General features: G+C 45.4%; 34 protein-coding genes. 1 reads left to right on the top strand and 33 read right to left on the bottom strand.

Translation table 11 applies throughout. From position 1 onward, the window contains the following. Positions 1 to 42 precede the first annotated feature (42 nt). Positions 43 to 1,314, top strand: coding sequence for a sulfate adenylyltransferase subunit 1 (locus LX69_RS09940; RefSeq protein WP_170124322.1), 1,272 nt, complete (start codon positions 43 to 45; stop codon positions 1,312 to 1,314). Positions 1,315 to 1,460: 146 nt separating this feature from the next. On the opposite strand, the gene LX69_RS09935 is transcribed toward LX69_RS09940, so the two are convergent. The 33 genes from LX69_RS09935 to rpsJ all read right to left on the bottom strand — a co-directional run bounded on the left by LX69_RS09935 (position 1,461) and on the right by rpsJ (position 21,065). Beyond that, entirely contained in the window at positions 1,461 to 2,759 is a 1,299-nt protein-coding gene (locus LX69_RS09935) for an anthranilate synthase component I family protein (protein WP_111445881.1), read from the bottom strand. Between the two features lie 627 nt (positions 2,760 to 3,386). Continuing rightward, positions 3,387 to 4,691, bottom strand: coding sequence for a citrate (Si)-synthase (locus LX69_RS09930; RefSeq protein WP_111445880.1), 1,305 nt, complete (start codon positions 4,689 to 4,691; stop codon positions 3,387 to 3,389). Positions 4,692 to 4,833: 142 nt separating this feature from the next. Then, positions 4,834 to 6,138: a phosphopyruvate hydratase gene (eno, locus tag LX69_RS09925; protein WP_111445879.1), complete on the bottom strand. Its 1,305-nt coding sequence runs from the start codon at positions 6,136 to 6,138 to the stop codon at positions 4,834 to 4,836. Between the two features lie 129 nt (positions 6,139 to 6,267). Continuing rightward, positions 6,268 to 6,756, bottom strand: a complete 489-nt coding sequence (gene rplQ, locus LX69_RS09920; protein WP_111445878.1) for a 50S ribosomal protein L17 — start codon at positions 6,754 to 6,756, stop codon at positions 6,268 to 6,270. A gap of 5 nt (positions 6,757 to 6,761) precedes the next feature. Further along, on the bottom strand, positions 6,762 to 7,754 hold the full coding sequence (locus LX69_RS09915) for a DNA-directed RNA polymerase subunit alpha (RefSeq protein WP_111445877.1): 993 nt from the start codon (positions 7,752 to 7,754) through the stop codon (positions 6,762 to 6,764). A gap of 9 nt (positions 7,755 to 7,763) precedes the next feature. Then, positions 7,764 to 8,369 carry a 30S ribosomal protein S4 gene (rpsD, locus tag LX69_RS09910; RefSeq protein ID WP_111445876.1) on the bottom strand — a complete coding sequence of 202 codons (606 nt, stop codon included), beginning with the start codon at positions 8,367 to 8,369 and terminating at the stop codon, positions 7,764 to 7,766. Between the two features lie 143 nt (positions 8,370 to 8,512). Continuing rightward, entirely contained in the window at positions 8,513 to 8,902 is a 390-nt protein-coding gene (gene rpsK / locus LX69_RS09905) for a 30S ribosomal protein S11 (RefSeq protein WP_111445875.1), read from the bottom strand. A gap of 8 nt (positions 8,903 to 8,910) precedes the next feature. Further along, positions 8,911 to 9,285 (bottom strand): 30S ribosomal protein S13, encoded by a 375-nt coding sequence (rpsM, locus tag LX69_RS09900; RefSeq protein ID WP_221621333.1) that lies wholly within the window; start codon positions 9,283 to 9,285, stop codon positions 8,911 to 8,913. Between the two features lie 13 nt (positions 9,286 to 9,298). Continuing rightward, positions 9,299 to 9,415 carry a type B 50S ribosomal protein L36 gene (gene ykgO, locus LX69_RS09895; RefSeq protein ID WP_111445873.1) on the bottom strand — a complete coding sequence of 39 codons (117 nt, stop codon included), beginning with the start codon at positions 9,413 to 9,415 and terminating at the stop codon, positions 9,299 to 9,301. A 14-nt stretch (positions 9,416 to 9,429) separates the two neighbouring features. Continuing rightward, entirely contained in the window at positions 9,430 to 9,648 is a 219-nt protein-coding gene (gene infA / locus LX69_RS09890; RefSeq protein WP_111445872.1) for a translation initiation factor IF-1, read from the bottom strand. A gap of 15 nt (positions 9,649 to 9,663) precedes the next feature. Beyond that, the gene (map, locus tag LX69_RS09885) at positions 9,664 to 10,449 is read right to left on the bottom strand and encodes a type I methionyl aminopeptidase (protein ID WP_111445871.1); all 786 of its coding nucleotides are present in this window, start codon (positions 10,447 to 10,449) and stop codon (positions 9,664 to 9,666) included. Between the two features lie 18 nt (positions 10,450 to 10,467). Beyond that, positions 10,468 to 11,829, bottom strand: coding sequence for a preprotein translocase subunit SecY (secY, locus tag LX69_RS09880; protein ID WP_111445870.1), 1,362 nt, complete (start codon positions 11,827 to 11,829; stop codon positions 10,468 to 10,470). Positions 11,830 to 11,833: 4 nt separating this feature from the next. Next, positions 11,834 to 12,280, bottom strand: coding sequence for a 50S ribosomal protein L15 (gene rplO / locus LX69_RS09875; RefSeq protein ID WP_111445869.1), 447 nt, complete (start codon positions 12,278 to 12,280; stop codon positions 11,834 to 11,836). Positions 12,281 to 12,311: 31 nt separating this feature from the next. Further along, positions 12,312 to 12,488 carry a 50S ribosomal protein L30 gene (gene rpmD, locus LX69_RS09870; RefSeq protein ID WP_111445868.1) on the bottom strand — a complete coding sequence of 59 codons (177 nt, stop codon included), beginning with the start codon at positions 12,486 to 12,488 and terminating at the stop codon, positions 12,312 to 12,314. A 10-nt stretch (positions 12,489 to 12,498) separates the two neighbouring features. Next, positions 12,499 to 13,017 (bottom strand): 30S ribosomal protein S5, encoded by a 519-nt coding sequence (gene rpsE / locus LX69_RS09865; RefSeq protein WP_111445867.1) that lies wholly within the window; start codon positions 13,015 to 13,017, stop codon positions 12,499 to 12,501. A 5-nt stretch (positions 13,018 to 13,022) separates the two neighbouring features. Beyond that, a complete protein-coding gene (gene rplR / locus LX69_RS09860) occupies positions 13,023 to 13,379 on the bottom strand; it encodes a 50S ribosomal protein L18 (RefSeq protein ID WP_111445866.1) in 357 nt (118 codons plus the stop codon). Positions 13,380 to 13,396: 17 nt separating this feature from the next. Then, positions 13,397 to 13,948 carry a 50S ribosomal protein L6 gene (gene rplF / locus LX69_RS09855; RefSeq protein WP_111445865.1) on the bottom strand — a complete coding sequence of 184 codons (552 nt, stop codon included), beginning with the start codon at positions 13,946 to 13,948 and terminating at the stop codon, positions 13,397 to 13,399. 18 nt (positions 13,949 to 13,966) lie between these two features. Beyond that, positions 13,967 to 14,362, bottom strand: a complete 396-nt coding sequence (gene rpsH, locus LX69_RS09850) for a 30S ribosomal protein S8 (RefSeq protein WP_111445864.1) — start codon at positions 14,360 to 14,362, stop codon at positions 13,967 to 13,969. Between the two features lie 71 nt (positions 14,363 to 14,433). Next, positions 14,434 to 14,703 carry a 30S ribosomal protein S14 gene (gene rpsN / locus LX69_RS09845; protein WP_111445863.1) on the bottom strand — a complete coding sequence of 90 codons (270 nt, stop codon included), beginning with the start codon at positions 14,701 to 14,703 and terminating at the stop codon, positions 14,434 to 14,436. Positions 14,704 to 14,707: 4 nt separating this feature from the next. Next, positions 14,708 to 15,265 (bottom strand): 50S ribosomal protein L5, encoded by a 558-nt coding sequence (gene rplE / locus LX69_RS09840; RefSeq protein WP_111445862.1) that lies wholly within the window; start codon positions 15,263 to 15,265, stop codon positions 14,708 to 14,710. Further along, entirely contained in the window at positions 15,265 to 15,585 is a 321-nt protein-coding gene (rplX, locus tag LX69_RS09835; protein WP_111445861.1) for a 50S ribosomal protein L24, read from the bottom strand. The genes rplE and rplX overlap by 1 nt, the downstream gene beginning before the upstream one ends. Before the next feature lie 19 nt (positions 15,586 to 15,604). Then, entirely contained in the window at positions 15,605 to 15,970 is a 366-nt protein-coding gene (rplN, locus tag LX69_RS09830) for a 50S ribosomal protein L14 (RefSeq protein ID WP_111445860.1), read from the bottom strand. A gap of 2 nt (positions 15,971 to 15,972) precedes the next feature. Beyond that, the gene (gene rpsQ / locus LX69_RS09825; protein ID WP_111445859.1) at positions 15,973 to 16,230 is read right to left on the bottom strand and encodes a 30S ribosomal protein S17; all 258 of its coding nucleotides are present in this window, start codon (positions 16,228 to 16,230) and stop codon (positions 15,973 to 15,975) included. A gap of 10 nt (positions 16,231 to 16,240) precedes the next feature. After that, complete coding sequence (gene rpmC / locus LX69_RS09820; protein ID WP_111445858.1) at positions 16,241 to 16,435, bottom strand: 50S ribosomal protein L29; 195 nt, start codon at positions 16,433 to 16,435, stop codon at positions 16,241 to 16,243. A gap of 2 nt (positions 16,436 to 16,437) precedes the next feature. Continuing rightward, positions 16,438 to 16,869 carry a 50S ribosomal protein L16 gene (rplP, locus tag LX69_RS09815; protein WP_111445857.1) on the bottom strand — a complete coding sequence of 144 codons (432 nt, stop codon included), beginning with the start codon at positions 16,867 to 16,869 and terminating at the stop codon, positions 16,438 to 16,440. 32 nt (positions 16,870 to 16,901) lie between these two features. Continuing rightward, a complete protein-coding gene (gene rpsC, locus LX69_RS09810; protein WP_111445856.1) occupies positions 16,902 to 17,609 on the bottom strand; it encodes a 30S ribosomal protein S3 in 708 nt (235 codons plus the stop codon). Positions 17,610 to 17,620: 11 nt separating this feature from the next. Further along, entirely contained in the window at positions 17,621 to 18,028 is a 408-nt protein-coding gene (rplV, locus tag LX69_RS09805) for a 50S ribosomal protein L22 (protein WP_111445855.1), read from the bottom strand. Between the two features lie 34 nt (positions 18,029 to 18,062). After that, positions 18,063 to 18,332, bottom strand: a complete 270-nt coding sequence (rpsS, locus tag LX69_RS09800; RefSeq protein ID WP_111445854.1) for a 30S ribosomal protein S19 — start codon at positions 18,330 to 18,332, stop codon at positions 18,063 to 18,065. 20 nt (positions 18,333 to 18,352) lie between these two features. After that, complete coding sequence (gene rplB, locus LX69_RS09795; RefSeq protein ID WP_111445853.1) at positions 18,353 to 19,177, bottom strand: 50S ribosomal protein L2; 825 nt, start codon at positions 19,175 to 19,177, stop codon at positions 18,353 to 18,355. 5 nt (positions 19,178 to 19,182) lie between these two features. Beyond that, a complete protein-coding gene (gene rplW / locus LX69_RS09790) occupies positions 19,183 to 19,473 on the bottom strand; it encodes a 50S ribosomal protein L23 (RefSeq protein WP_111445852.1) in 291 nt (96 codons plus the stop codon). A 13-nt stretch (positions 19,474 to 19,486) separates the two neighbouring features. Beyond that, positions 19,487 to 20,116: a 50S ribosomal protein L4 gene (rplD, locus tag LX69_RS09785; RefSeq protein WP_111445851.1), complete on the bottom strand. Its 630-nt coding sequence runs from the start codon at positions 20,114 to 20,116 to the stop codon at positions 19,487 to 19,489. Further along, the gene (gene rplC, locus LX69_RS09780; RefSeq protein ID WP_111445850.1) at positions 20,116 to 20,733 is read right to left on the bottom strand and encodes a 50S ribosomal protein L3; all 618 of its coding nucleotides are present in this window, start codon (positions 20,731 to 20,733) and stop codon (positions 20,116 to 20,118) included. The genes rplD and rplC overlap by 1 nt, the downstream gene beginning before the upstream one ends. 26 nt (positions 20,734 to 20,759) lie before the next feature. Further along, positions 20,760 to 21,065, bottom strand: coding sequence for a 30S ribosomal protein S10 (gene rpsJ, locus LX69_RS09775; RefSeq protein ID WP_027472457.1), 306 nt, complete (start codon positions 21,063 to 21,065; stop codon positions 20,760 to 20,762). Positions 21,066 to 21,075 lie beyond the last annotated feature (10 nt).

The following is a 21,075-nucleotide window of genomic DNA, read 5'->3' as shown; positions in this document are numbered from 1 at the left end:
CAGAAACTTTAAACCAGAAACTTTAAACCAGAAACGAAAGAAATGAACGGAAAACAATCAGGATATTTAGATATGGAGCTGCTGCGGTTTACCACTGCCGGCAGCGTGGATGACGGCAAGAGCACCCTCATTGGCCGCCTGCTGTACGACAGCAAAGCCATTTTCGACGACCAGCTCGAAGCCATCGAACGTGCCAGCGAACGCATTGGCAACGAAGAAGTGAACCTGGCGCTGCTCACCGACGGCCTGCGCGCCGAACGCGAACAAGGCATCACCATCGACGTGGCCTACCGCTATTTTGCAACGCCCAAACGCAAATTCATCATCGCCGACACCCCGGGACACATCCAATACACCCGCAACATGGTCACCGGCGCCAGCACGGCCAACGTGGCTCTCATTTTGGTAGATGCCCGCCAAGGTGTGCTCGAACAGACCTTGCGCCATGCCTACATTGCATCGCTTCTGCAAATCCCGCACATCATTGTTTGCGTCAACAAAATGGACCTGGTCGATTTTTCGCAAGCCACCTTTGATGCCATCCAAAAAGATTTGAAAACCAAAACCGCCTCGCTGCCGGTCAAAGACATTCGCTACGTGCCCATCAGCGCGCTGCTGGGCGACAATGTGGTCGATGCCTCACAAAACATGCCCTGGTACCCCGGCCCCACCCTTATGAGCCTGCTCGAAAACATTTACATCTCGGACGACATCAACCACCAAAACTTCCGTTTCCCGGTACAATACGTGGTGCGCCCTCAGGCCAAGGACTGGCACGACTATCGCGGCTATGCCGGACGCGTGGTCAGTGGATCCGTTAAAGTGGGCGACAAGGTGACCGTGCTCCCCTCGGGCTTTTCATCAACCGTCAAAACCATCGACTTCTACAAAGAAACGCTGCAGGAAGCCTCTGCTCCTCAGTCGGTCACCATCACGCTGAACGACGACATCGACATTAGCCGCGGCGATATGCTGGTGAAAGAACTCGACCACCCCCAGGTAAACCAGGACATTGACATGATGATTTGCTGGTTCAACGAACGCAAACTGGTACCACGCGGCAAATACATCATCCGACACACATCGGCCGAAGCCAAATGCATGATTAAAGAGGTGGTATTTAAGGTGAACATCAACACCATGAAAGAAAACAGCGACGACAAAGAAGTGGGCATGAACGACATTGCCCGCATCGCCATCCGCACCACCAAGCCGCTCTTTTTTGATTCGTACCAAATGAATCGCGAAACCGGCAGCATCATTTTGGTCGATGAAGGCACCAACGAAACGGTGGCCGCCGGCATGATCATCTGACCCTGATTACTCCCATCAACAAAAGGAGGGTGTCTCCAAAGTCAAATCAAAACGCAGAGATGCAGAGTTGCAAAGTCAAAAACAACAATGATTACTTTGCGTCTCGGTGTCTTTGCGTTTAATTTTTCTTTTCCAGACACCCTTTTTCATTTTCCGGCCAGCACCTCGCGCATGGCTCGCCCCTTGAGCAGACACTCGTCGTACTCCCGGGCCGGGTCGCAAAGATGCGTGATGGCGCTCCCGGTGATGTACGACGCGTAACCGGTGGCAGCGTTGTATTGAATGGATCGAATCACCACGTTCAGGTCGCAATCGCCTTCAGGGGTCACATACCCCACAGCCCCCGAATAAAGTCCACGTCTGAAAGGCTCGTACCGGTCGATAAGCTGCATGGCTCGCACCTTGGGCGCACCCGTCATCGACCCGGGTGGAAAGGATGCTGCCACGGCATCAGCCCACGTTTTTCCAGGCGTCAGGGTGGCCGTGACGGTGGTAATCATCTGGTGCAACTGACGAAAGGCATACACCCCGCATAACTCCTCCACCTGCACGCTTCCCCGCCGGGCCACGCGCGACAAGTCGTTGCGCACCAGGTCGGCAATCATCACGTTTTCGGCCCGCTCCTTGGAATCGGCCTTCAAGGCCTGCGACAACAACGCATCTTCGCCCGCATCCACGCCGCGACGCACGGTTCCTTTAATGGGCTGACTGATGACCTTGCCGGCGCGCACCTGCAGGAATCGCTCGGGCGAGGCGCACACGAGCACCCGCTCCCCATCCTTCAGCAACGCCGAAAAAGGCATGGGCGATGCCTCGGTGAGCCGCAAATACACATCGGCCACATTCAGGCTCACCCCCTGGGTCGAAAACTCGGTACAATAATTCATTTCGTAAATATCGCCGCGGGCAATGTGCGCTTTGATGGCCGCCACCGCATCCAAATAAGCCTGCCGATCGATGCGACCAACGAGCGCCACCGGCGCAGATACGACAGACGTCACAGGCTGCTGCGCCATCACCCCCTGCCACCAGAGCCGGGCCGACGCCTCGTCATCGTGTGCCGTGTGGTATCCCAATTGCCAACCCCGATCGTGTTGCAAAATCAAATAACGGGGCTGCACCCAGCACAAATCGTCAAAGTCCACCCCATCGTGGCCGGTTGACGAAAGCGCCTCCAACTTGTTTTTATAATCGTAACCAATGTAACCGGTGAGCCAGTCGCGATGCTGTTGACGAAACTGTTGCACCGCATGCAAATCGCCCCCCACCCGACCAATGCACCCGAAAGCCGCCAAACAGTGCAACGATGCTCCACCCGGATACTCCAACCCATTGCCGGGCAACGTCTCCAACAGCATCGCCCACGCATGCCGCTCCGTTTCATTGACCAACAACACCCTGACCAGTGCCGGGTCATCGACCTTTATATCCAAAAATTCACGCATGCCATCCTCATTGTATGTCCAGAACGTCCTTATCCGGTTTGATGAGCGCAAAAATCAGCTTTTTTATTCAAATGACCATTCAACAGGCCATCATTCACCCCCTGGTAGCATCCTGATAAAAAACACGCGTGTTCTTTCCAAACTTCACGTGTGGTTTTGTCCAACTACACGCGTGGTTTTGCCAAACTACACACGTGGTTTGCCCAAACTTCACACGTGATATTTTTATTTCCACGTGTCGAAAAACTCGGTGCCTCGGTGCCTACTATATAACTCTTTTGAGTTATCTGATTTTTTATTTGAACAAGGGGGAGTAAAGCTTCATCAAGATGATTTAATACATCAAAAATAAAACTCTGTGTCCCTGTGCCTCCGTGTTCATTGAAAACTACGATATAACTCTTTTACCGAGTGACACTGAGGCTTCTTCTCCTCACTGGTTCTCATCTTATCTCACTGCAGCTCAGCGTCAGTTCTTAGTTCGTTAAGTAGAGGACGATGATTAAATGCTGAGTTATCTGCTTTCATATTTAAACGCAATCTATTCATCAAACCAACTCAGCGCCTTCGCGCCTCAGCGTTTAATCCGACTCTGTGAAATAATACAAAATAACATACCACTCCCCATCATCGCACCTGATTCTTGAACCATTCAAAATTTTGCGACGATGGTCGCTCAATGGGCAACCCGTAAATGCGATCCCACACCAGTTGCGACAACACGCCCAAGGCACGCGACACGCCAAACAACATGGTATAAACGGGATATTCTTTAATGCCGTAACTCTCGAGCAATGCCCCCGAAATGGCATCGACATTAGGCCAGGGGTTTTTCACCTTGCCGGTTTCGCCCAGCACCTTTGGCACCACATCGTATATGGTTTTGACCACTTGTATCAATGGCGCATCAGGGATGTATTTGTTGGCAAAATCGAGCTGAACCGTGAAACGGGGATCGGTCTTTCGTAACACAGCATGGCCATATCCCGGAATCACCCGCCCTGACGAAAGCGTTTCACGCGCATAGGCTTCTACTTGTGCTGCCGATGGCGCTTCACTGCCCAACGTCTTCAACATCCCCTGAATCCACACCATCACTTCCTGATTGGCCATTCCGTGCAACGGCCCTGCCAAACCATTCATCCCGGCCGAAAAACTGTAATAGGGATTCGACAATGCCGAACCCACCAAATGCGTGGCATGTGCCGATACGTTGCCCCCCTCATGATCGGCATGAATGACCATATATAAACGCATCAAACGCTTTACCTCTTCACTATCAAAGCCCATCATGTGCGCCAAATTGCCGGCCCAGTCGAGCGACGGGTCAATGTCGATGTACTTCTCATTGTGAAACACCCGGCGATAGATGTATGCGGCAATCACCGGCAATCGGCTAATCAGATCCATCACCCCCTCGTACATCGGATCCCAATAATCCTGTTTGTCCATCCCTGCCATATAGGCCTTGCGAAAATGCGACTGGGTGGACATGGCCAGGATGGCGGTATTGAACTGAATCATCGGATGGGCACTTTTGGGCAACGCATTGATCACATCAAACACATGCCCCGGAATGCCCTGCGATCGATCAGCCCACTCCTTGCGAAGGTGCATCACATCATCCTTCCCGGGCAATTCACCCAGCAACATCAGGTAAAACAACCCCTCGGGCAAGGGCTCACCATCATCGTTCAATTTTGGCAGCTTATCGCGTAATTCAGGAATGGAAAACCCTCTGAAACGGATTCCTTCCTCCGGATCGAGTTTCGACGTACAGGTCATCAACGACACCACCCCCTTCATGCCCATCAACACTTGTCCCAGCGTGACTTGCTGTATCACATGATCGCCGTGCTCCTTTATCAGTTGCTTGAGTTCATTGGCTTTGGGGCGTCCTATCTGAATGAGCCGCTCTTTGATATCGTTCATAATACTTCTTTTTGCGGGGTTTAACTCGTGGCATGATGCCATTGGTAATGTACTACAACACCTGCAAAGGAAGATTGTTTATCTGCAAATAAAAAAAGGCCATTCTCAATGAGAACAGCCTTTTTGTTATCTGGATGGAGAATTACTTCTTCAACACTTTTTTGTAACCATAAATGGCTTGGTCACCCAGTTGCTCTTCAATGCGGAGCAATTGGTTGTATTTAGCCATCCTGTCAGAACGGCTCAATGAACCGGTTTTGATTTGACCACTGTTGGTGGCAACGGCAATGTCGGCAATGGTTGAATCTTCAGTTTCACCCGAACGGTGAGAAGTCACTGAAGTGTAACCTGCGCGGTGAGCCATTTCAATGGCATCCAATGTTTCGGTCAAAGTACCAATTTGGTTTACTTTAATCAAAATTGAGTTACCGGCTCCCAGTTCGATACCTTTTTTCAGGTAATCAACGTTGGTTACGAACAAATCGTCACCTACCAACTGAACTTTGTCACCCAAACGCTGAGTTACTTTCACCCAACCATCCCAATCGTTTTCAGAGAAACCGTCTTCGATTGAATCGATAGGATATTTGGCAACCAACTCAGCCATGAAATCAACTTGCTGATCGATGGTCAATTTTTTGCCGTTAGGACCTTCAAATTTAGAATAGTCATAAATACCATCCTTGAAGAATTCAGAAGCAGCACAGTCCAAAGCGATAGATACATCACCACCTTCTGAAGCACGTCCGGGTTTGTAACCGGCTTTTTTAATCGCTTCAATAATGCTGTTCAATGCATCCTCGGTACCATCCAACGCAGGTGCAAAACCACCTTCGTCACCAACTGCAGTGCTCAGGTTACGATCGTGCAATACTTTCTTAAGGCTGTGGAATACTTCAGCACCCATACGCAAACCTTCACGGAAACTCTTGGCACCTACAGGACGGATCATGAACTCTTGGAATGCGATAGGCGCATCTGAGTGTGAACCTCCGTTGATGATGTTCATCATAGGTACGGGCAATGTTTTAGCATTGGTACCTCCGATGTAACGATACAAAGGAATTTGCAAATACTCGGCAGCAGCACGAGCTGTTGCCAATGAAACACCCAAAATGGCGTTAGCACCCAACTTGCTTTTAGTTTTGGTACCATCCATTGCCAACATTTTCTTGTCCACGCCCACCTGGTCGAGACAGCTCATGCCAATGATAGCAGGAGCAATCACTTTGTTCACGTTTTCAACGGCTTTCAAAACGCCTTTACCCAAATAGCGACCTTTGTCACCATCGCGCAACTCAAGCGCTTCGTTTTCACCGGTTGATGCACCGCTAGGTACAGCAGCACGTCCAACAAAACCACTTTCCAGGGTTACTTCCACTTCGATAGTGGGGTTACCACGAGAATCCAAAATCTCGCGAGCATGTACATTTACAATTTGTCCCATAATATTGAATTGTTTATGTTATGATGGAATATCCTATTTCAAAAAAAAGGGATAAAGTATTGAATCTTTATCCCCCTTCGATGCTTACAGTTATCTAAAATACGATGGACATCGCATTTTTAGGTGTCATTACGCTTCAGCTGATGCTGAATTGTCAGAGGCAGCACTCTCTGCTTTTTTTGCAGTGCGGCTACGACGAGTTTTCTTTTTCTCTTCGCTGGCCTTTGCACCACCCAACATGTTCTCGTTGTAATCAACCAATTCGATCAAACACATTTCAGCAGCGTCACCCTGACGGGCTCCTGTTTTCAAAATACGTGTGTAACCGCCGGGACGATCAGCAACTTTCTCTGCTACTTCTGTAAACAATTCCTTCACGGCAAATTTGTTTTGAAGATAGCTAAACACAACACGCTGTGCGTTGGTTTTTTCCTCTACGGTCGAGAGGTTCTTGGTCTTTGTAATCAAAGGCTCAACATACTTCCGAAGCGCTTTTGCCTTGGCTACGGTCGTCGTGATTCGCTTGTGCAAAATCAACGAGGCGGCCATGTTCGACATCAAAGCTTTGCGGTGAGTACATGTACGGCCCAAATGGTTTATTTTCTTTCTATGTCTCATTGCAATTATTCCTTATCTAATTTATACTTACTGATATCCATTCCAAAACTCAGGTTCAGGTTCACCAACAAGTCTTCCAACTCGGTCAGCGATTTCTTACCAAAGTTTCTGAACTTTAATAAATCGTTACGATTAAAGGATACCAAATCACCCAATGTTTCTACATCCGCTGCTTTGAGGCAGTTCAAGGCGCGTACCGACAAGTCCATGTCAACCAATTTGGTTTTCAACATCTGACGCATATGCAGTACTTCCTCGTCAAATTCCTCATTTCCGAATTTCTCGTCCGAATCGAGTGTAATCTTTTCGTCAGAGAACAACATGAAGTGATAAATTAAAATCTTTGCTGCTTCCTTCAATGCGTCCTTAGGATTGATAGACCCATCGGTATTGATTTCAAGAACCAACTTTTCATAGTCAGTCTTTTGCTCTACACGATAGTTCTCAATCGCAAATTTCACATTACGGATGGGTGTGAAAATTGAGTCAATGGCAATCACTCCTAGTTCACTATCCACCGAACGATTTTCGTCGGCTGGAACATAACCTCGACCTTTATTGATGGTGATTGTCATATTCAGATGTGCCTCAGGATTCATACGAGCGATAATCAGCTCAGGATTCAATACTTTAAACCCGGTTAAATACTGATTCAAATCACCCGCCTTCAAAGCCTCTTGTCCGGAAACACTGATGGTAATCTTCTCCGAATCCATCTCTTCACTGACACGCTTAAATCGCGTTTGTTTCAGATTCAAAATAATTTCGGTGACATCATCAATCACACCGGGGATGCTGCTGAATTCATGATCAACACCCTCAATTTTCATGGTCGTAATCGCGTACCCCTCGAGTGAAGATAACAATATTCTTCTTAAGGCATTTCCAACGGTGATACCATATCCTGGCTCCAATGGACGGAATTCGAACTTGCCGAATTTGTCATCAGACTCCAGCAAAATTACTTTGTCGGGTTTTTGGAATGCTAATATTGCCATAAGAATCAATTATTTAGAGTACAATTCAACGATCAACTGTTCTTTGATATTTTCAGGAATTTCTGATCTTTCAGGAGCGTTCAGGAATTTTCCGGTTTTGCTGTGGTTATCCCACTCTAACCAAGAATATTTGTGTGCTGATGAATTGCTGGTGGCAGCAGTGATCACCTCCAGTGATTTTGACTTCTCACGAACGCCAATCACCTGACCTGGTTTCACTGAATATGAAGGAATGTTCACCACTTCGCCGTCTACAACAATGTGACGGTGCGACACCAACTGACGAGCAGCTGCACGTGTGGGAGCAATCCCCAAGCGGAATACCACGTTATCCAAACGTGATTCCAACAAAATCAACAACAATTCACCGGTTACACCTTGAAGGCGACGAGCTTTTACGAACAAATTCGCAAATTGACGCTCAAGCACACCGTAAGTATATTTGGCTTTTTGCTTCTCCTTCAACTGTAAACCGTATTCGCTGGTTTTCTTGCGACGGTTCAATCCATGTTGTCCCGGAGGGTAATTCTTTTTTTCAAAATAACGATCTGATCCGTAAATCGCTTCGCCGAATTTACGGGCAATCTTAGTTTTTGGGCCTATGTATCTAGCCATTCTTCTAAATTTTTGCTTTCCTAATTTTTGATTCTCAATTATGAATATGAAGGCCGCGTGATTATAGAGAGGTGGTTAATTATAATCATTTCATAATCCAAAACTCAAAACCTAAAAATTTATGGTTAATAACTAGTGAAAAATTAAACTCTTCTTCTTTTGGGAGGACGACATCCGTTGTGCGGAAGTGGAGTAACATCTACAATCTCGGTTACTTCAATACCTGCCCCGTGAATAGAACGAATCGCTGATTCACGACCATTGCCCGGCCCTTTCACATATACCTTAACCTTACGCAAGCCAAGATCAAATGCTACTTTTGCGCAGTCGGCTGCTGCTGTTTGTGCGGCATATGGAGTGTTCTTTTTTGAACCTTTAAATCCCATTTTACCGGCACTTGACCAGCTGATAACCTGACCATTCCCGTTGCACAAGGAAATAATAATGTTATTGAACGATGAGTGAATGTGTGCTTGACCCAACGCTTCAACTTTTACTACTTTTTTCTTTTGAGTTACTGGTTTCTTTGCCATTTCAATTATTATTTAGTAGCCTTTTTCTTGTTTGCAACAGTTTTCTTCTTACCTTTTCGGGTACGAGCATTATTTTTGGTCGACTGACCACGGAGAGGTAATCCTAGGCGGTGACGGATCCCACGGTAACAACCGATGTCCATCAACCGTTTGATGTTAAGCTGTACTTCTGAACGCAATTCGCCTTCAACTCTAATAGTACCAATGATCTCACGGATCGCTCCCAGTTGGGTATCGTTCCACTCTTTCACCTTAACATTTCGGTCAACACCTGCCTGTTCTAATATTTTATTGGCTCTGCTTCTTCCAATACCATAGATATAGGTCAATGCAATTTCGCCTCTTTTGTTGACGGGTAAATCAACTCCGACAATTCGTGCCATAATTTGTTAAAATTTATCCTTGACGTTGTTTATACTTGGGATTTTTCTTGTTAATCACATACAAGCGCCCTTTTCTGCGTACAATTTTACAGTCGGCACTGCGTTTCTTAATTGATGCTCTAACTTTCATCGTTATGAGGTTTTTTATTTATACCTGTAACTAATTCTACCTTTTGTTAAATCATAAGGTGACATTTCCACTTTCACCCTATCACCGGGCAAAATCTTGATGTAATGCATTCGCATTTTCCCGGAAATGTGAGCCGTAATCACGTGTCCGTTCTCCAATTCTACGCGAAACATCGCATTAGATAACGCTTCCACGATGGTACCATCTTGTTCTATAGAGGATTGCTTAGCCATATAATGGTTAACCTTTTATTTTTGAGACTGCAAAGATAACACTTCTTCAATAAATTCAAAACTCGACAAAATTTCAGCATCCCCCTTTCGGATTGCCACGGTATGTTCGAAATGAGCCGATGGTTTTCGGTCAACAGTTCGAATAGTCCATCCATCTTTTTCCTGCACGATGTTTCGCTTTCCCATATTAATCATGGGCTCAATAGCGATGACCATTCCTTCTGCCAACTTAACACCATTTCCGGGTCGACCATAATTGGGTACTTCTGGCGCTTCGTGTAAGTGCCTTCCAACACCATGACCAACCATTTCTCGAACGACCGAATAACCATATGACTCGGTATAACTTTGAATCGCATGTCCTAAATCACCCAAACGACTCCCTGCAACTGCTTTCGAAATCCCCTGATATAGAGACTCTCGTGTTACTCGCAGCAATTGTTTGATATCTTCAGACACTTCACCAACTTCAAAAGTATACGCTGAATCACCATAAAATCCGTTCAACAAAACGCCACAATCTATCGACACTACATCGCCCTCTTTCAATGGCTGTTTGTTGGGAATTCCATGAACGACCTGGTCATTGACCGATGTACACAAAGTATTGGGGAATCCCTGATAATGTAAAAAACCAGGGATTGCCCCATGATCTCTGATAAATGCTTCTGCTATTCTATCAAGTTCTAACGTCGAAACTCCGGGCTTTATCATCTTAGCTAACTCCCCTAAGGTCTTGCCAACTAAAAGATTACTCTCCCGTAAAAATGCTATTTCTTCGTCAGTCTTCAGATAAATCATATCGTTCCTACCCCTCTTTTAATATACAGCTGCACCACCACCGGTACGTCCTTTAATACGTCCCGATTTCATTAATCCGTCATAATGTCTCATCAACAAATGACTCTCAACCTGTTGCAAAGTATCCAATACAACACCCACAAGGATCAACAATGAAGTACCCCCATAGAACTGTGCAAATGAACTCTCCACACCAGCCATCATCGCAAATGCCGGAAGAATAGCTACAATAGCCAGGAAAACTGATCCCGGTAAAGTAATCTTCGACATCACTGAATCAATAAACTCAACGGTCTTACGTCCTGGTTTAATGCCGGGAATAAAGCCTCCGTTACGTTTCATATCTTCAGCCATTTGTGTAGGATTAATGGTAATAGCAGTATAAAAATAGGTAAAGACAATAATCAATACTGCAAACGTAAAGTTATACCAAAAGCCTTCGAAATTGCCGAATACGGCAGCAAAACCGGTTGCACTTTCACTGTCAACAAAACCTGCCACAGTAATAGGAATAAACATGATTGCCTGTGCAAAAATGATTGGCATTACACCTGCAGCATTCACTTTTAAAGGAATGTACTGACGAACACCTCCATACTGTTTATTTCCTACAATGCGCTTGGCATACTGAACCGGAATGCGACGCGTTCCCTGTACCAGCAAAATGGTACCTGCAAAAACGAAGAATAAAATAACCAATTCAATCAATAACATCACTGGGCCACCGTTTGAGGCACCTAAACCTGTACGCGAAGCAAACTCAGCGACAGCGGAATGCGGCAAACGTGCAATAATACCCACCATGATGATCAATGAAATGCCATTTCCAATACCTCGATCGGTGATGCGTTCACCAACCCACATCACAAACATGGTCCCTGCTGCCATTAACACAATCGATGTCAACTTGAACATGAAACTGCTCGGGTCAACAGCAAATGCAGCAGCTGGCACCTGTGCTTTCAGGTTAGCTAAATACGCAAAGCCTTGAAGAATTAAAATGACAACGGTCAAATAACGTGTGATTTGGTTGATTTTACGATGGCCACTCTCCCCCTCGCGTTGCAAACGCTGAAAGTAAGGAACAGCAATCCCCATCAACTGCACCACAATCGATGCGGAGATATAGGGCATGATTCCCAATGCAAAAATGGATGCGTTAGAAAACGCACCCCCTGAAAACATGTCCAATAGCCCCATTACCCCATCATTGGTTTGCGATTGAAGATTTGAATCTATCAATGCTGATGGGATAATACCTGGTAGAACCACAAAAGATCCGAGCCTGTATACAAGCAACAAACCTAAAGTGGTGAGGATCCGGGCTTTCAGATCCTCAATTTTCCATATATTCCGAATGGTTTCAACAAGTTTCCTCATTCCATTACAGTTTTACAACGGTTCCACTCACTGCTTCAATTGCAGTTTGAGCCGATTTAGAGAAAGCATGTGCTTTTACTTCTAACTTAGCTGACAAAGCGCCATCGCCCAAGATTTTCACCTTGTCGTTACGGCTTACCAAACCTGATTGATACAACACTTCAGGGTCAATCACCGAAACACCTTTGCTTTCGGCCAATGTCTGAAGAACATCAATATTAATGGCTTTGTACTCTTTGCGGTTAATGTTGTTAAAACCGAACTTGGGAAGACGACGTTGCAAAGGCATTTGACCTCCTTCGAAACCAATCTTTTTTGAATAGCCTGAACGTGATTTAGCCCCTTTGTGACCACGCGTTGACGTGCCACCGTGACCCGACCCCTGTCCGCGGCCGATGCGTTTTTCTGAATGAACAGAACCGCATGCTGGTTTTAATTTATTTAATTCCATTGTTTCTATTCGCTAATTGGTTTATCCCAAATTACTTTACTACAGCAACCAGGTGGTTCACTTTATCTACCATACCCATAATACAGGCAGTAGCTTCGTGCTCAACAGTTGCATTCACTTTCTTCAGGCCCAATGCCTCTAACGTCGCTTTCTGACGTTTGGTAGCACCGATTTTACTCTTAATCTGTGTAACTTTAATTGTTGCCATGATGATTGTTTTAACCGTTAAACACTTTATCCACTGATACACCTCGGTGAATCGCAACCTGAAGCGGATCACGCAATTCGGCCAAAGCATTGATGGTCGCTTTCACCAAGTTGTGTGGGTTTGATGATCCTTTTGATTTAGCCAACACGTCTGTAACACCGGCACTTTCCAACACGGCACGCATCGCACCCCCTGCTGTCAGTCCGGTACCGTGAGCGGCCGGCTTCATAAATACAAATGATCCACCAAATCGAGCTTCCTGATCATGAGGAATTGTCCCTTTGTGAATGGGTACGTTAATCAAGTTCTTCTTTGCAGCCTCTACGCCTTTAGCAATCGCAGCCGTTACTTCGCCTGCTTTACCAAGACCCCAGCCCACAACGCCATTTTCATTACCAACTACCACAATGGCAGAGAAGGTAAAAGTCCTACCCCCTTTTGTTACCTTGGTAACACGGTTAATGGCCACCAACCTGTCTTTCAATTCCAGGTCGTTATTGGTTTTTACACGTTTAATATCTCCTGCCATAGTCGTTAGAATTTAAGCCCGGCCTCGCGAGCTGACTCTGCTAATTGTTTAACTCTCCCGTGATACAAATATCCGTTACGATCGAAAACCACCGTAGTAATGCCGGCACTCATAGCTTTTTCGGCAATCAACTTGCCTACCATGCCTGCTTTCTCGGTTTTATTTCCTTGCTGACCAGCAATTGATTTACATAATGAAGATGCAGACACCAACGTACGACCGGTAGCATCATCAATCACCTGAACAGAAATTTGTTTGTTGCTTCGATAGACCGACAAACGGGGTTTTTCGGTCGTACCCGCAAGATTCTTGCGGATACGAAGCTTGATTTTTAATCTGCGTTCTATTTTAGAAAAAGACATAACTCAAATTTTAAACATTAAACTTTTGCAGATTTACCAGCTTTTCTGCGAACAACCTCACCCACAAAGCGAATACCTTTTCCTTTGTATGGCTCGGGCTTACGCAATGAACGAATCTTAGCGCAAACCTGTCCCAACAGCTGTTTATCGGCACTTTCCAATGTAATAATCGGGTTACTCTTTTTGTCAGTCACAGCCTCTACCTTTACTTCGGTAGGTAATTGTATGTGAATGGGGTGTGAATAGCCCAAAGACAATTCCAAAATCTGGCCTGCTGAGGCGGCACGATAACCTACACCCACCAGCTCCATCTTTTGTGTAAATCCTTGTGAAACACCAATCACCATATTGCTCAACAATGCGCGGTAAAGACCGTGCATGGAACGGTGATCTTTTTCGTCACTCGGACGGGTTACTGTCAGCACATTTCCTTCAACCGAAACATTGATATCTGGATGAATGTTTTGTGACAATTCGCCTTTGGGACCCTTTACGGTTACCACGTTCTCTTTGATGGTTACGTTGACGCCGGAGGGTACTGAGATAGGTAATTTTCCAATCCTTGACATAGTTTTATCCTCCTTTGATTAATATACGTAACACAATACTTCACCACCTACTTGCTGTACACGAGCTTCCTTGTCGGTCATCAATCCTTTTGAGGTTGACAAGATGGCCACACCCAACCCGTTCAAAACACGGGGTAGGGTACGGTAGCCGGTGTATTTTCGCAAACCGGGGGTACTGATTCGTTTTAATGCTTTGATGGCAGGTGCTTTCGACGCTGCATCATATTTCAAAGCAATTTTAATAACTCCCTGCTTGTTATCATCAATGAACTTGTAGTTCAGGATGTAACCTTTGTCAAAGAGGATCTTGGTGATCTCCTTTTTCAGATTGGAAGCGGGAATCTCGACAACTTTGTGTCGGGCCATGATGGCATTTCTGACTCGGGTCAGAAAATCTGCTATTGGATCTGTCATTTCAGTAAGATTAAATTGATCCCGACTGGTCGGGACAATATTTAACACTTATAATTAATAAAAAAAATAAATTACCAACTTGCTTTTCTCACTCCGGGAATCAAGCCGGCCGAAGCCATTTCGCGGAATGTGATACGGCTGAGCCCAAACTGGCGCATATAACCTTTTGGACGTCCGGTGAGTTTGCAACGATTGTGCATACGCACAGGTGATGCATTCTTAGGAAGCTTCTGCAAACCGATGTAATCGCCTTCGGCTATTAACTTCGCGCGTTTCTCAGCATACTTGGCAACCAGCTTAGCCCTTTTTACTTCACGGGCTTTCATTGATTCTTTAGCCATATAATCAGTTCTTTTTTAAGTTTTTAAAAGGCAAACCAAACTCACGCAACAACGCATAAGCTTCCTCATCTGTTTTTCCAGAGGTCACAAAGGTAATATTCATACCCATTATTTTATTAATACCATCGATATTAATTTCCGGAAAAATAATTTGCTCTTCAATTCCTAAAGTATAATTACCACGGCCATCCAACTTGCTGTTGATCCCTTTGAAGTCACGAATACGGGGCAAAGCCACACGCACCAAGCGCTCCAGAAATTCGTACATGCGGTCGTGACGCAAGGTCACGCGCACTCCGATAGGCATTTTACGACGCAACTTGAAGTTTGAAATATCCTTCTTCGACATACAAGCCACCGGTTTTTGACCGGTGATGGCTGATAATTCGTTAGAAGCAATTTCTATCAACTTCTTGTCGGCCACTGCAGCTCCAATACCTTGGTTGATCACAATCTTCTCGAGTTTAGGAGCTTGCATCACAGTGCTATAGCCAAACTCTTTCATCAGGGCAGGAATAATTTGCTCCTTATACTGATTTTTCAATGCTGGTGTGTAGCTCATTACTTAATCTCCTCCCCTGATTTTTTTGAAAAACGAACCAAATTATTGTCACTATTCAATTTACGACCGATGCGGGTTGCTTTTCCGGTTTTCGGGTCTTTCAAATTGAGGTTTGAAATGTGAACAGGTGCTTCTTTCTCGATAATCCCACCTTGTGGGTGGGCGGCGTTGGGTTTAGTGTGTTTTTTAATCATGTTCACACCTTCTACCACTGCACGCTGCTTATCGGGAAATACTTCCAATACCTTGCCTTCAAGGCCTTTGGATTCGCCGGCATTCACAATTACAATGTCGCCTTTTTTAATATGTAATTTTCCCATTTCTTAAATCTTTGAATGATTAAAGTACTTCAGGCGCCAAAGATACAATTTTCATATACCCGTCACGCAACTCACGAGCAACGGGCCCGAAAATACGGGTTCCGCGCATATCACCGGTGTTGTTGATCAACACACAGGCATTGTCGTCGAAGCGAATATAAGAACCATCCGCGCGTCTGGTCTCTTTTTTGGTCCGTACAACCACTGCCTTGGTTACGGTACCTTTTTTCATATCACTGGCCGGCAGGGCACTCTTTACGGTTACCACAATACGGTCGCCTACGCGTGCATAACGCTTCCCGGTTCCACCCAGGACGCGAATACACAATACTTCTTTGGCACCACTATTGTCGGCAACGATTAATCTGGATTCTTGCTGTATCATGATTACTTAGCTCTTTCAATGATTTCAACTAATCTCCAACGCTTGGTTTTACTCAGGGGGCGGGTCTCCATTATTGAAATGGTATCTCCTACCTGACAAGTGTTGGCTTCGTCGTGTACGTGAAACTTCTTAGTCTTTTTTACGAATTTACCATAAATGGGGTGTTTTTCGCGAGTTTCAACGGCAACGACCAAAGACTTGTCCATTTTGTTGCTAACCACAACACCAATCCGCTCTTTTCTGAGGTTTCTGGTTTCCATCTTGATTGTTTTATGCGTTTACCTGTTTTTGACTCAAAATCGTCATTAATCGTGCAATGTTGCGACGGGCTTTGCGAATCTTCATTGGATTTTCCAACGGAGATACGACATGATTGAGTTCCAATTGAACCATTTGAGCACGCTCAACTTCAATTTTCTCCTCAATTTCTTTCACAGTCATTTCTTTAATCTCTGAGGCTTTCATCCTTAAACATTTGTAGATTCAACAAAATCCCTTCTCACAATGAACTTAGTGGTAACTGACAACTTTTGAGCAGCCAAGCGCAAGGCTTCTTTTGCCACATCGTAAGATACTCCGTCGCACTCAATAATAATGCGACCAGGCGTTACAGGTGCCACAAACCCTTCGGGAGAACCTTTACCTTTACCCATCCGAACCTCGGCTGGTTTTTTGGTAATGGGTTTATCAGGAAATATTCGGATCCAGATTTGACCCTGACGCTGCATGTAACGCGTAACGGCAATACGCGCAGCTTCAATTTGTCGGCCGGTGATCCACTTGCTTTGCAAGGCTTTGATGCCAAAGGAACCGAATGCAAGTTCATGCCCGCGGTGGGCAATCCCCTTCATTTTTCCTTTTTGCACTCTTCTAAACTTTACTTTTTTCGGTTGTAACATCGCTACTGAATCTGTTAACGGTTAACGGATGATTACTTTCTTCTTTTTTTAGCACCACCTCCGGTTTTGCGGGGCTCTTTTGCAGCGGCATTCACATTTGGTGACAAATCAGGCTTGCCGTAAATTTCACCTTTGCAAATCCATACTTTGATACCGAGCAGACCCATTTTGGTCAAGGCTTCTGCTTTTGCATAATCGATATCGGCACGGAATGTATGCAAAGGAGTACGTCCCTCTTTGTACATCTCGCTACGAGCCATTTCGGCTCCGTTCAAACGACCGGAAATCATAATCTTGATTCCTTCTGCTCCCATCCGCATGGTAGAGGCAATGGCCATTTTAACGGCACGACGGTAAGCAATACGACCTTCGAGCTGACGAGCGATGTTATTGGCTACAATAATCGCATCTAACTCGGGACGCTTCACTTCGAAGATATTGATTTGAACTTCCTTGTCGGTAAGTTTCTTCAACTCTTCTTTCAGTTTGTCCACCTCTTGTCCGCCTTTTCCGATAATGATACCGGGACGAGCCGTGTAAACGGTAATGGTTACTAATTTAAGGGTCCGCTCAATGACAATCTTTGATAAGCTGGCTTTTGCCAAACGAGCGTTCAGGTATTTGCGGATGTTGACATCTTCTAAAATCTTGTCACCATAGTTTTTTCCGCCATACCAATTGGAGTCCCATCCGCGGATGATACCCAATCTGTTACTGATAGGATTAATTTTTTGTCCCATTTAGCTCGTAATTAATTTTCGTTAGAAACTTTGCTATCAACATGAATTGTCACATGGTTGGACCGCTTGCGAATCCGGTGAGCACGGCCTTGTGGGGCGGGTCTCAGTCGTTTCAGCATCCGACCTGAATCTACATGAATGGTTTTCACCACCAGGTTAGCATCTTCCATGCGAACCCCTTGGTTTTTTTCCTTCCAGTTAGCGATTGCAGACAACAATAATTTTTCAACACGACGTGAAGCTTCTTTGGTCGAAAACTTCAACATATCAAGAGCCAGGTTCACTTCTTTACCTCGAATCATGTCGGCCACCAGGCGCATTTTTCGGGGCGAAGTCGGCACATCCTGAAGCTTGGCAAAAGCAACGCTCTTGCGGGCTTCTTTGGCTTTTTCGGCAGCTATTCTTTTTCTTGCACCCATTTTTTGTTCTTTAATAATTTAAAACTGCGGGCGTTTATTTCTTTTTGTTTCCACCATGACCGCGGAATGTACGGGTCAGTGCAAACTCGCCCAGCTTATGACCTACCATATTTTCGGTGACATACACAGGAATAAACTTATTACCGTTGTGTACGGCAATCGTGTGTCCCACGAATTCGGGCGAAATCATTGAAGCCCTCGCCCATGTTTTAATCACCGATTTTTTTCCAGACTCGTTTTGGGTCAACACCTTTTTCTCGAGCTTGAAATTAATATATGGGCCTTTTTTTAACGATCTGCTCATAATTGAATCAATTTAACACGTTACTTTTTCCTTCTTTCCAGAATGTATTTGCTGGAACCCTTCTTGGGAGCGCGGGTCTTATAACCTTTAGCCAACAGACCTTTGCGTGATCTGGGGTGACCACCTGAAGAACGGCCTTCACCACCACCCATGGGGTGATCCACTGGGTTCATTACCACTCCTCGTACGCGTGGACGACGTCCCATCCAGCGGCTGCGACCGGCTTTACCGGAACGTTCCAAACTGTGATCGGAGTTACCCACCGCACCAACAGTGGCACGACAAGTGGTCAAAATCATGCGGGTTTCACCTGAAGGTAATTTAATAACGGCATAATTGCCTTCACGAGCAGCCAACTGGGCAAAAGAACCGGCACTGCGAGCCATGATTCCACCTTGACCGGGTCGCAACTCTATGTTGTGAATAATGGTACCCAGTGGAATATCACTTAACGGAAGGGCATTCCCAATCTCAGGTGCAATACCTGAACCGGATAATACCTCACGGCCTACCTGCAGCCCATTGGGAGCAAGAATATACCTTTTTTCACCGTCGGCGTATACCAACAAAGCGATACGGGCACTACGGTTAGGGTCATACTGAATCGACTCCACAGTAGCTGCAACGCCATCTTTGGTACGCTTAAAATCGATTACGCGATACTTTCTTTTATGGCCACCTCCAATATAACGCATGGTCATTTTACCGGTGTTGTTACGACCGCCGGTCTTTTTTAGAGGCTCCAACAAAGACTTTTCTGGTACACTTGAGGTAATCGTGTCAAATGCACCAATAATTTTGTGTCTCTGCCCCGGTGATGTGGGCTTTAGTTTACGTACTGCCATTTTATTTAAATATTGCTATAAAAATCAATTGTATCGCCTTGCTTGAGGGTAACCAATGCTTTTTTTGCAGAGTAAATACGTCCAGATACCACGCCTGCTTTGGTGAAGCGAGACTTGTTTTTTCCGGGTGTTAACACCGTATTTACCGATTCAACGGTCACATTGTAAAGCTCCTCAACCGCTTTTTTAATCTGAAGCTTGTTGGCGTCTTTGGCAACGAGGAAACCATAACGGTTGTACTTCTCAGACTGAAGGTTTTGTTTCTCAGTCACGATGGGTTTAATTATCACTTTCATCCTGATGGTCTCCTTATGCGTTTAACAAATTACCCAACTCAGCTACTGAACTCTCCACGAATACCAGCTTACCGCCGTTCATGATGTCGTAAGTATTCAGATCATTAATGGTCACAACTTTCGATTTCTCTACGTTGCGCGATGAGAGATAGATGTTCTCATTTTGTTCTTTCAATACAAAAGTTGACTTGGCACCGCTGAGGTTCAAGTTTTTGTGGATGGCCACAAATTCTTTTGTCTTGGGAGCTTCAAATGTGAAATCTTCAACAACAACAATGGCATTGTTTTTTGCTTTGTAAGTCAATGCTGACTTACGTGCCAATTGCTTGAGTTTGCGGTTCAGCTTGAAACTGTAATCGCGGGGTTCGGGACCAAAAATACGGCCTCCACCACGAAACACGGGCGACTTAATGCTACCTGCACGTGCACCGCCGGTGCCCTTTTGCTTTTTCAGTTTGCGCGTACTGCCGGAAACTTCGTTACGCTGTTTCGACTTGCTAGTTCCCTGACGCTTGTGAGCCAAAAATTGTTTCACATCCAGGTAGATCGCATGATCATTGGGCTCTACGCCAAAAATTGAATCAGGTAATTCAACTTTTCTTCCGGTCTCTTTTCCGTTAATATTGACTACGTTCAGTTCCATTACTTCTCGATAATTAGATATGAACCCTTAGCTCCCGGAACAGATCCTTTCACGACGATCAGGTTGTTTTCAGGGATCACTTTTAACACTCTCAGGTTTTCCACCTTTACATTATCGCCACCTGTACGGCCTGCCATGCGCATCCCCGGGAATACTCGTGAGGGGAATGATGATGCACCAACAGATCCAGGAGCTCTTCCTCGGTTGTGCTGACCGTGGGTTTGACCACCGACACCACCGAACCCGTGACGGGTTACTACACCTTGGAAACCTTTTCCTTTTGAAACACCGGTGATGTCTACAAAAGAATTTTCTTCAAAAAGGTCAACCGAGATGACATCACCCAGGTTCAAAGCCTGCTCGAATCCTTTGAATTCAACCAGTTTGGCTTTGGGTTCTGTTCCCGCCTTTTGGAAGTGGCCTACCATAGGTTTAGTAGTGTTCTTCTCTTTTTTGTCGTCAAACGCCAGCTGTACAGCCTCATAACCGTCGTTATCCAGGGTTTTCACCTGGGTAACGATGCAAGGACCAGCTTCGATAACGGTGCATGGATAGCTTTTTCCATCGGCACCGAAAACGGAAGTCATTCCGATTTTTTTTCCAATAATTCCTGGCATTGTTTAAAAATTTAATAAAAAATAGGTCACACTTTAATTTCAACCTCTACACCGCTGGGCAACTCTAATTTCATCAGGGCATCGATTGTTTTAGCTGTTGAGCTGTAAATGTCAATCAAACGCTTGTAAGATGAAAGTTGGAACTGCTCACGCGACTTCTTGTTCACGAAGGTTGAGCGGAGCACAGTGAAAACACGCTTGTGGGTGGGGAGCGGAATAGGACCGCTCACCACTGCACCGGTTGTTTTAACTGTTTTCACGATCTTTTCGGCTGACTTGTCAACCAGGTTATGATCGTAACTTTTCAGTTTAATACGGATTTTTTGGCTCATAATTGAGAAC

The sequence above is a fragment of the Breznakibacter xylanolyticus genome (assembly GCF_003254275.1).
GTDB classification, from domain to species: domain Bacteria; phylum Bacteroidota; class Bacteroidia; order Bacteroidales; family Marinilabiliaceae; genus Breznakibacter; species Breznakibacter xylanolyticus.
The sequence above is the reverse complement of the archived record's forward strand: the minus strand, read 5'-3'. Positions and strand labels throughout refer to the sequence as shown.

Bases quoted from the DNA above. Each gene is read 5' to 3' on its own strand.
- secY (WP_111445870.1), bottom strand. From the start codon at position 11,829: ATGAGGAAACTTGTTGAAACCATTCGGAATATATGGAAAATTGAGGAT.
- rpsK (WP_111445875.1), bottom strand. From the start codon at position 8,902: ATGGCAAAGAAACCAGTAACTCAAAAGAAAAAAGTAGTAAAAGTTGAA.
- rplP (WP_111445857.1), bottom strand. From the start codon at position 16,869: ATGTTACAACCGAAAAAAGTAAAGTTTAGAAGAGTGCAAAAAGGAAAA.
- rplE (WP_111445862.1), bottom strand. From the start codon at position 15,265: ATGAGCTACACACCAGCATTGAAAAATCAGTATAAGGAGCAAATTATT.
- ykgO (WP_111445873.1), bottom strand. From the start codon at position 9,415: ATGAAAGTTAGAGCATCAATTAAGAAACGCAGTGCCGACTGTAAAATT.
- rpsC (WP_111445856.1), bottom strand. From the start codon at position 17,609: ATGGGACAAAAAATTAATCCTATCAGTAACAGATTGGGTATCATCCGC.
- rpsQ (WP_111445859.1), bottom strand. From the start codon at position 16,230: ATGGAAACCAGAAACCTCAGAAAAGAGCGGATTGGTGTTGTGGTTAGC.
- rpmC (WP_111445858.1), bottom strand. From the start codon at position 16,435: ATGAAAGCCTCAGAGATTAAAGAAATGACTGTGAAAGAAATTGAGGAG.
- rplQ (WP_111445878.1), bottom strand. From the start codon at position 6,756: ATGAGACATAGAAAGAAAATAAACCATTTGGGCCGTACATGTACTCAC.
- rplB (WP_111445853.1), bottom strand. From the start codon at position 19,177: ATGGCAGTACGTAAACTAAAGCCCACATCACCGGGGCAGAGACACAAA.
- map (WP_111445871.1), bottom strand. From the start codon at position 10,449: ATGATTTATCTGAAGACTGACGAAGAAATAGCATTTTTACGGGAGAGT.
- rpsM (WP_221621333.1), bottom strand. From the start codon at position 9,285: ATGGCACGAATTGTCGGAGTTGATTTACCCGTCAACAAAAGAGGCGAA.
- rplX (WP_111445861.1), bottom strand. From the start codon at position 15,585: ATGGGAAAATTACATATTAAAAAAGGCGACATTGTAATTGTGAATGCC.
- rplN (WP_111445860.1), bottom strand. From the start codon at position 15,970: ATGATACAGCAAGAATCCAGATTAATCGTTGCCGACAATAGTGGTGCC.
- rpsJ (WP_027472457.1), bottom strand. From the start codon at position 21,065: ATGAGCCAAAAAATCCGTATTAAACTGAAAAGTTACGATCATAACCTG.
- rplC (WP_111445850.1), bottom strand. From the start codon at position 20,733: ATGCCAGGAATTATTGGAAAAAAAATCGGAATGACTTCCGTTTTCGGT.
- rplD (WP_111445851.1), bottom strand. From the start codon at position 20,116: ATGGAACTGAACGTAGTCAATATTAACGGAAAAGAGACCGGAAGAAAA.
- rplF (WP_111445865.1), bottom strand. From the start codon at position 13,948: ATGTCAAGGATTGGAAAATTACCTATCTCAGTACCCTCCGGCGTCAAC.
- rplW (WP_111445852.1), bottom strand. From the start codon at position 19,473: ATGAAAGTGATAATTAAACCCATCGTGACTGAGAAACAAAACCTTCAG.
- rplR (WP_111445866.1), bottom strand. From the start codon at position 13,379: ATGTCTTTTTCTAAAATAGAACGCAGATTAAAAATCAAGCTTCGTATC.
- rpsD (WP_111445876.1), bottom strand. From the start codon at position 8,369: ATGGCTAGATACATAGGCCCAAAAACTAAGATTGCCCGTAAATTCGGC.
- rplO (WP_111445869.1), bottom strand. From the start codon at position 12,280: ATGGAATTAAATAAATTAAAACCAGCATGCGGTTCTGTTCATTCAGAA.
- rplV (WP_111445855.1), bottom strand. From the start codon at position 18,028: ATGGGTGCAAGAAAAAGAATAGCTGCCGAAAAAGCCAAAGAAGCCCGC.
- rpsH (WP_111445864.1), bottom strand. From the start codon at position 14,362: ATGACAGATCCAATAGCAGATTTTCTGACCCGAGTCAGAAATGCCATC.
- eno (WP_111445879.1), bottom strand. From the start codon at position 6,138: ATGGGACAAATTGTAAATGTACATGCTCGCGAGATTTTGGATTCTCGT.
- LX69_RS09915 (WP_111445877.1), bottom strand. From the start codon at position 7,754: ATGGCAATATTAGCATTCCAAAAACCCGACAAAGTAATTTTGCTGGAG.
- LX69_RS09930 (WP_111445880.1), bottom strand. From the start codon at position 4,691: ATGAACGATATCAAAGAGCGGCTCATTCAGATAGGACGCCCCAAAGCC.
- rpsE (WP_111445867.1), bottom strand. From the start codon at position 13,017: ATGGCAGGAGATATTAAACGTGTAAAAACCAATAACGACCTGGAATTG.
- LX69_RS09940 (WP_170124322.1), top strand. From the start codon at position 43: ATGAACGGAAAACAATCAGGATATTTAGATATGGAGCTGCTGCGGTTT.
- LX69_RS09935 (WP_111445881.1), bottom strand. From the start codon at position 2,759: ATGCGTGAATTTTTGGATATAAAGGTCGATGACCCGGCACTGGTCAGG.
- infA (WP_111445872.1), bottom strand. From the start codon at position 9,648: ATGGCTAAGCAATCCTCTATAGAACAAGATGGTACCATCGTGGAAGCG.
- rpmD (WP_111445868.1), bottom strand. From the start codon at position 12,488: ATGGCAACAATTAAAGTTACACAGATTAAGAGTAAAATCGGTGCTACC.
- rpsS (WP_111445854.1), bottom strand. From the start codon at position 18,332: ATGAGCAGATCGTTAAAAAAAGGCCCATATATTAATTTCAAGCTCGAG.
- rpsN (WP_111445863.1), bottom strand. From the start codon at position 14,703: ATGGCTAAAGAATCAATGAAAGCCCGTGAAGTAAAAAGGGCTAAGCTG.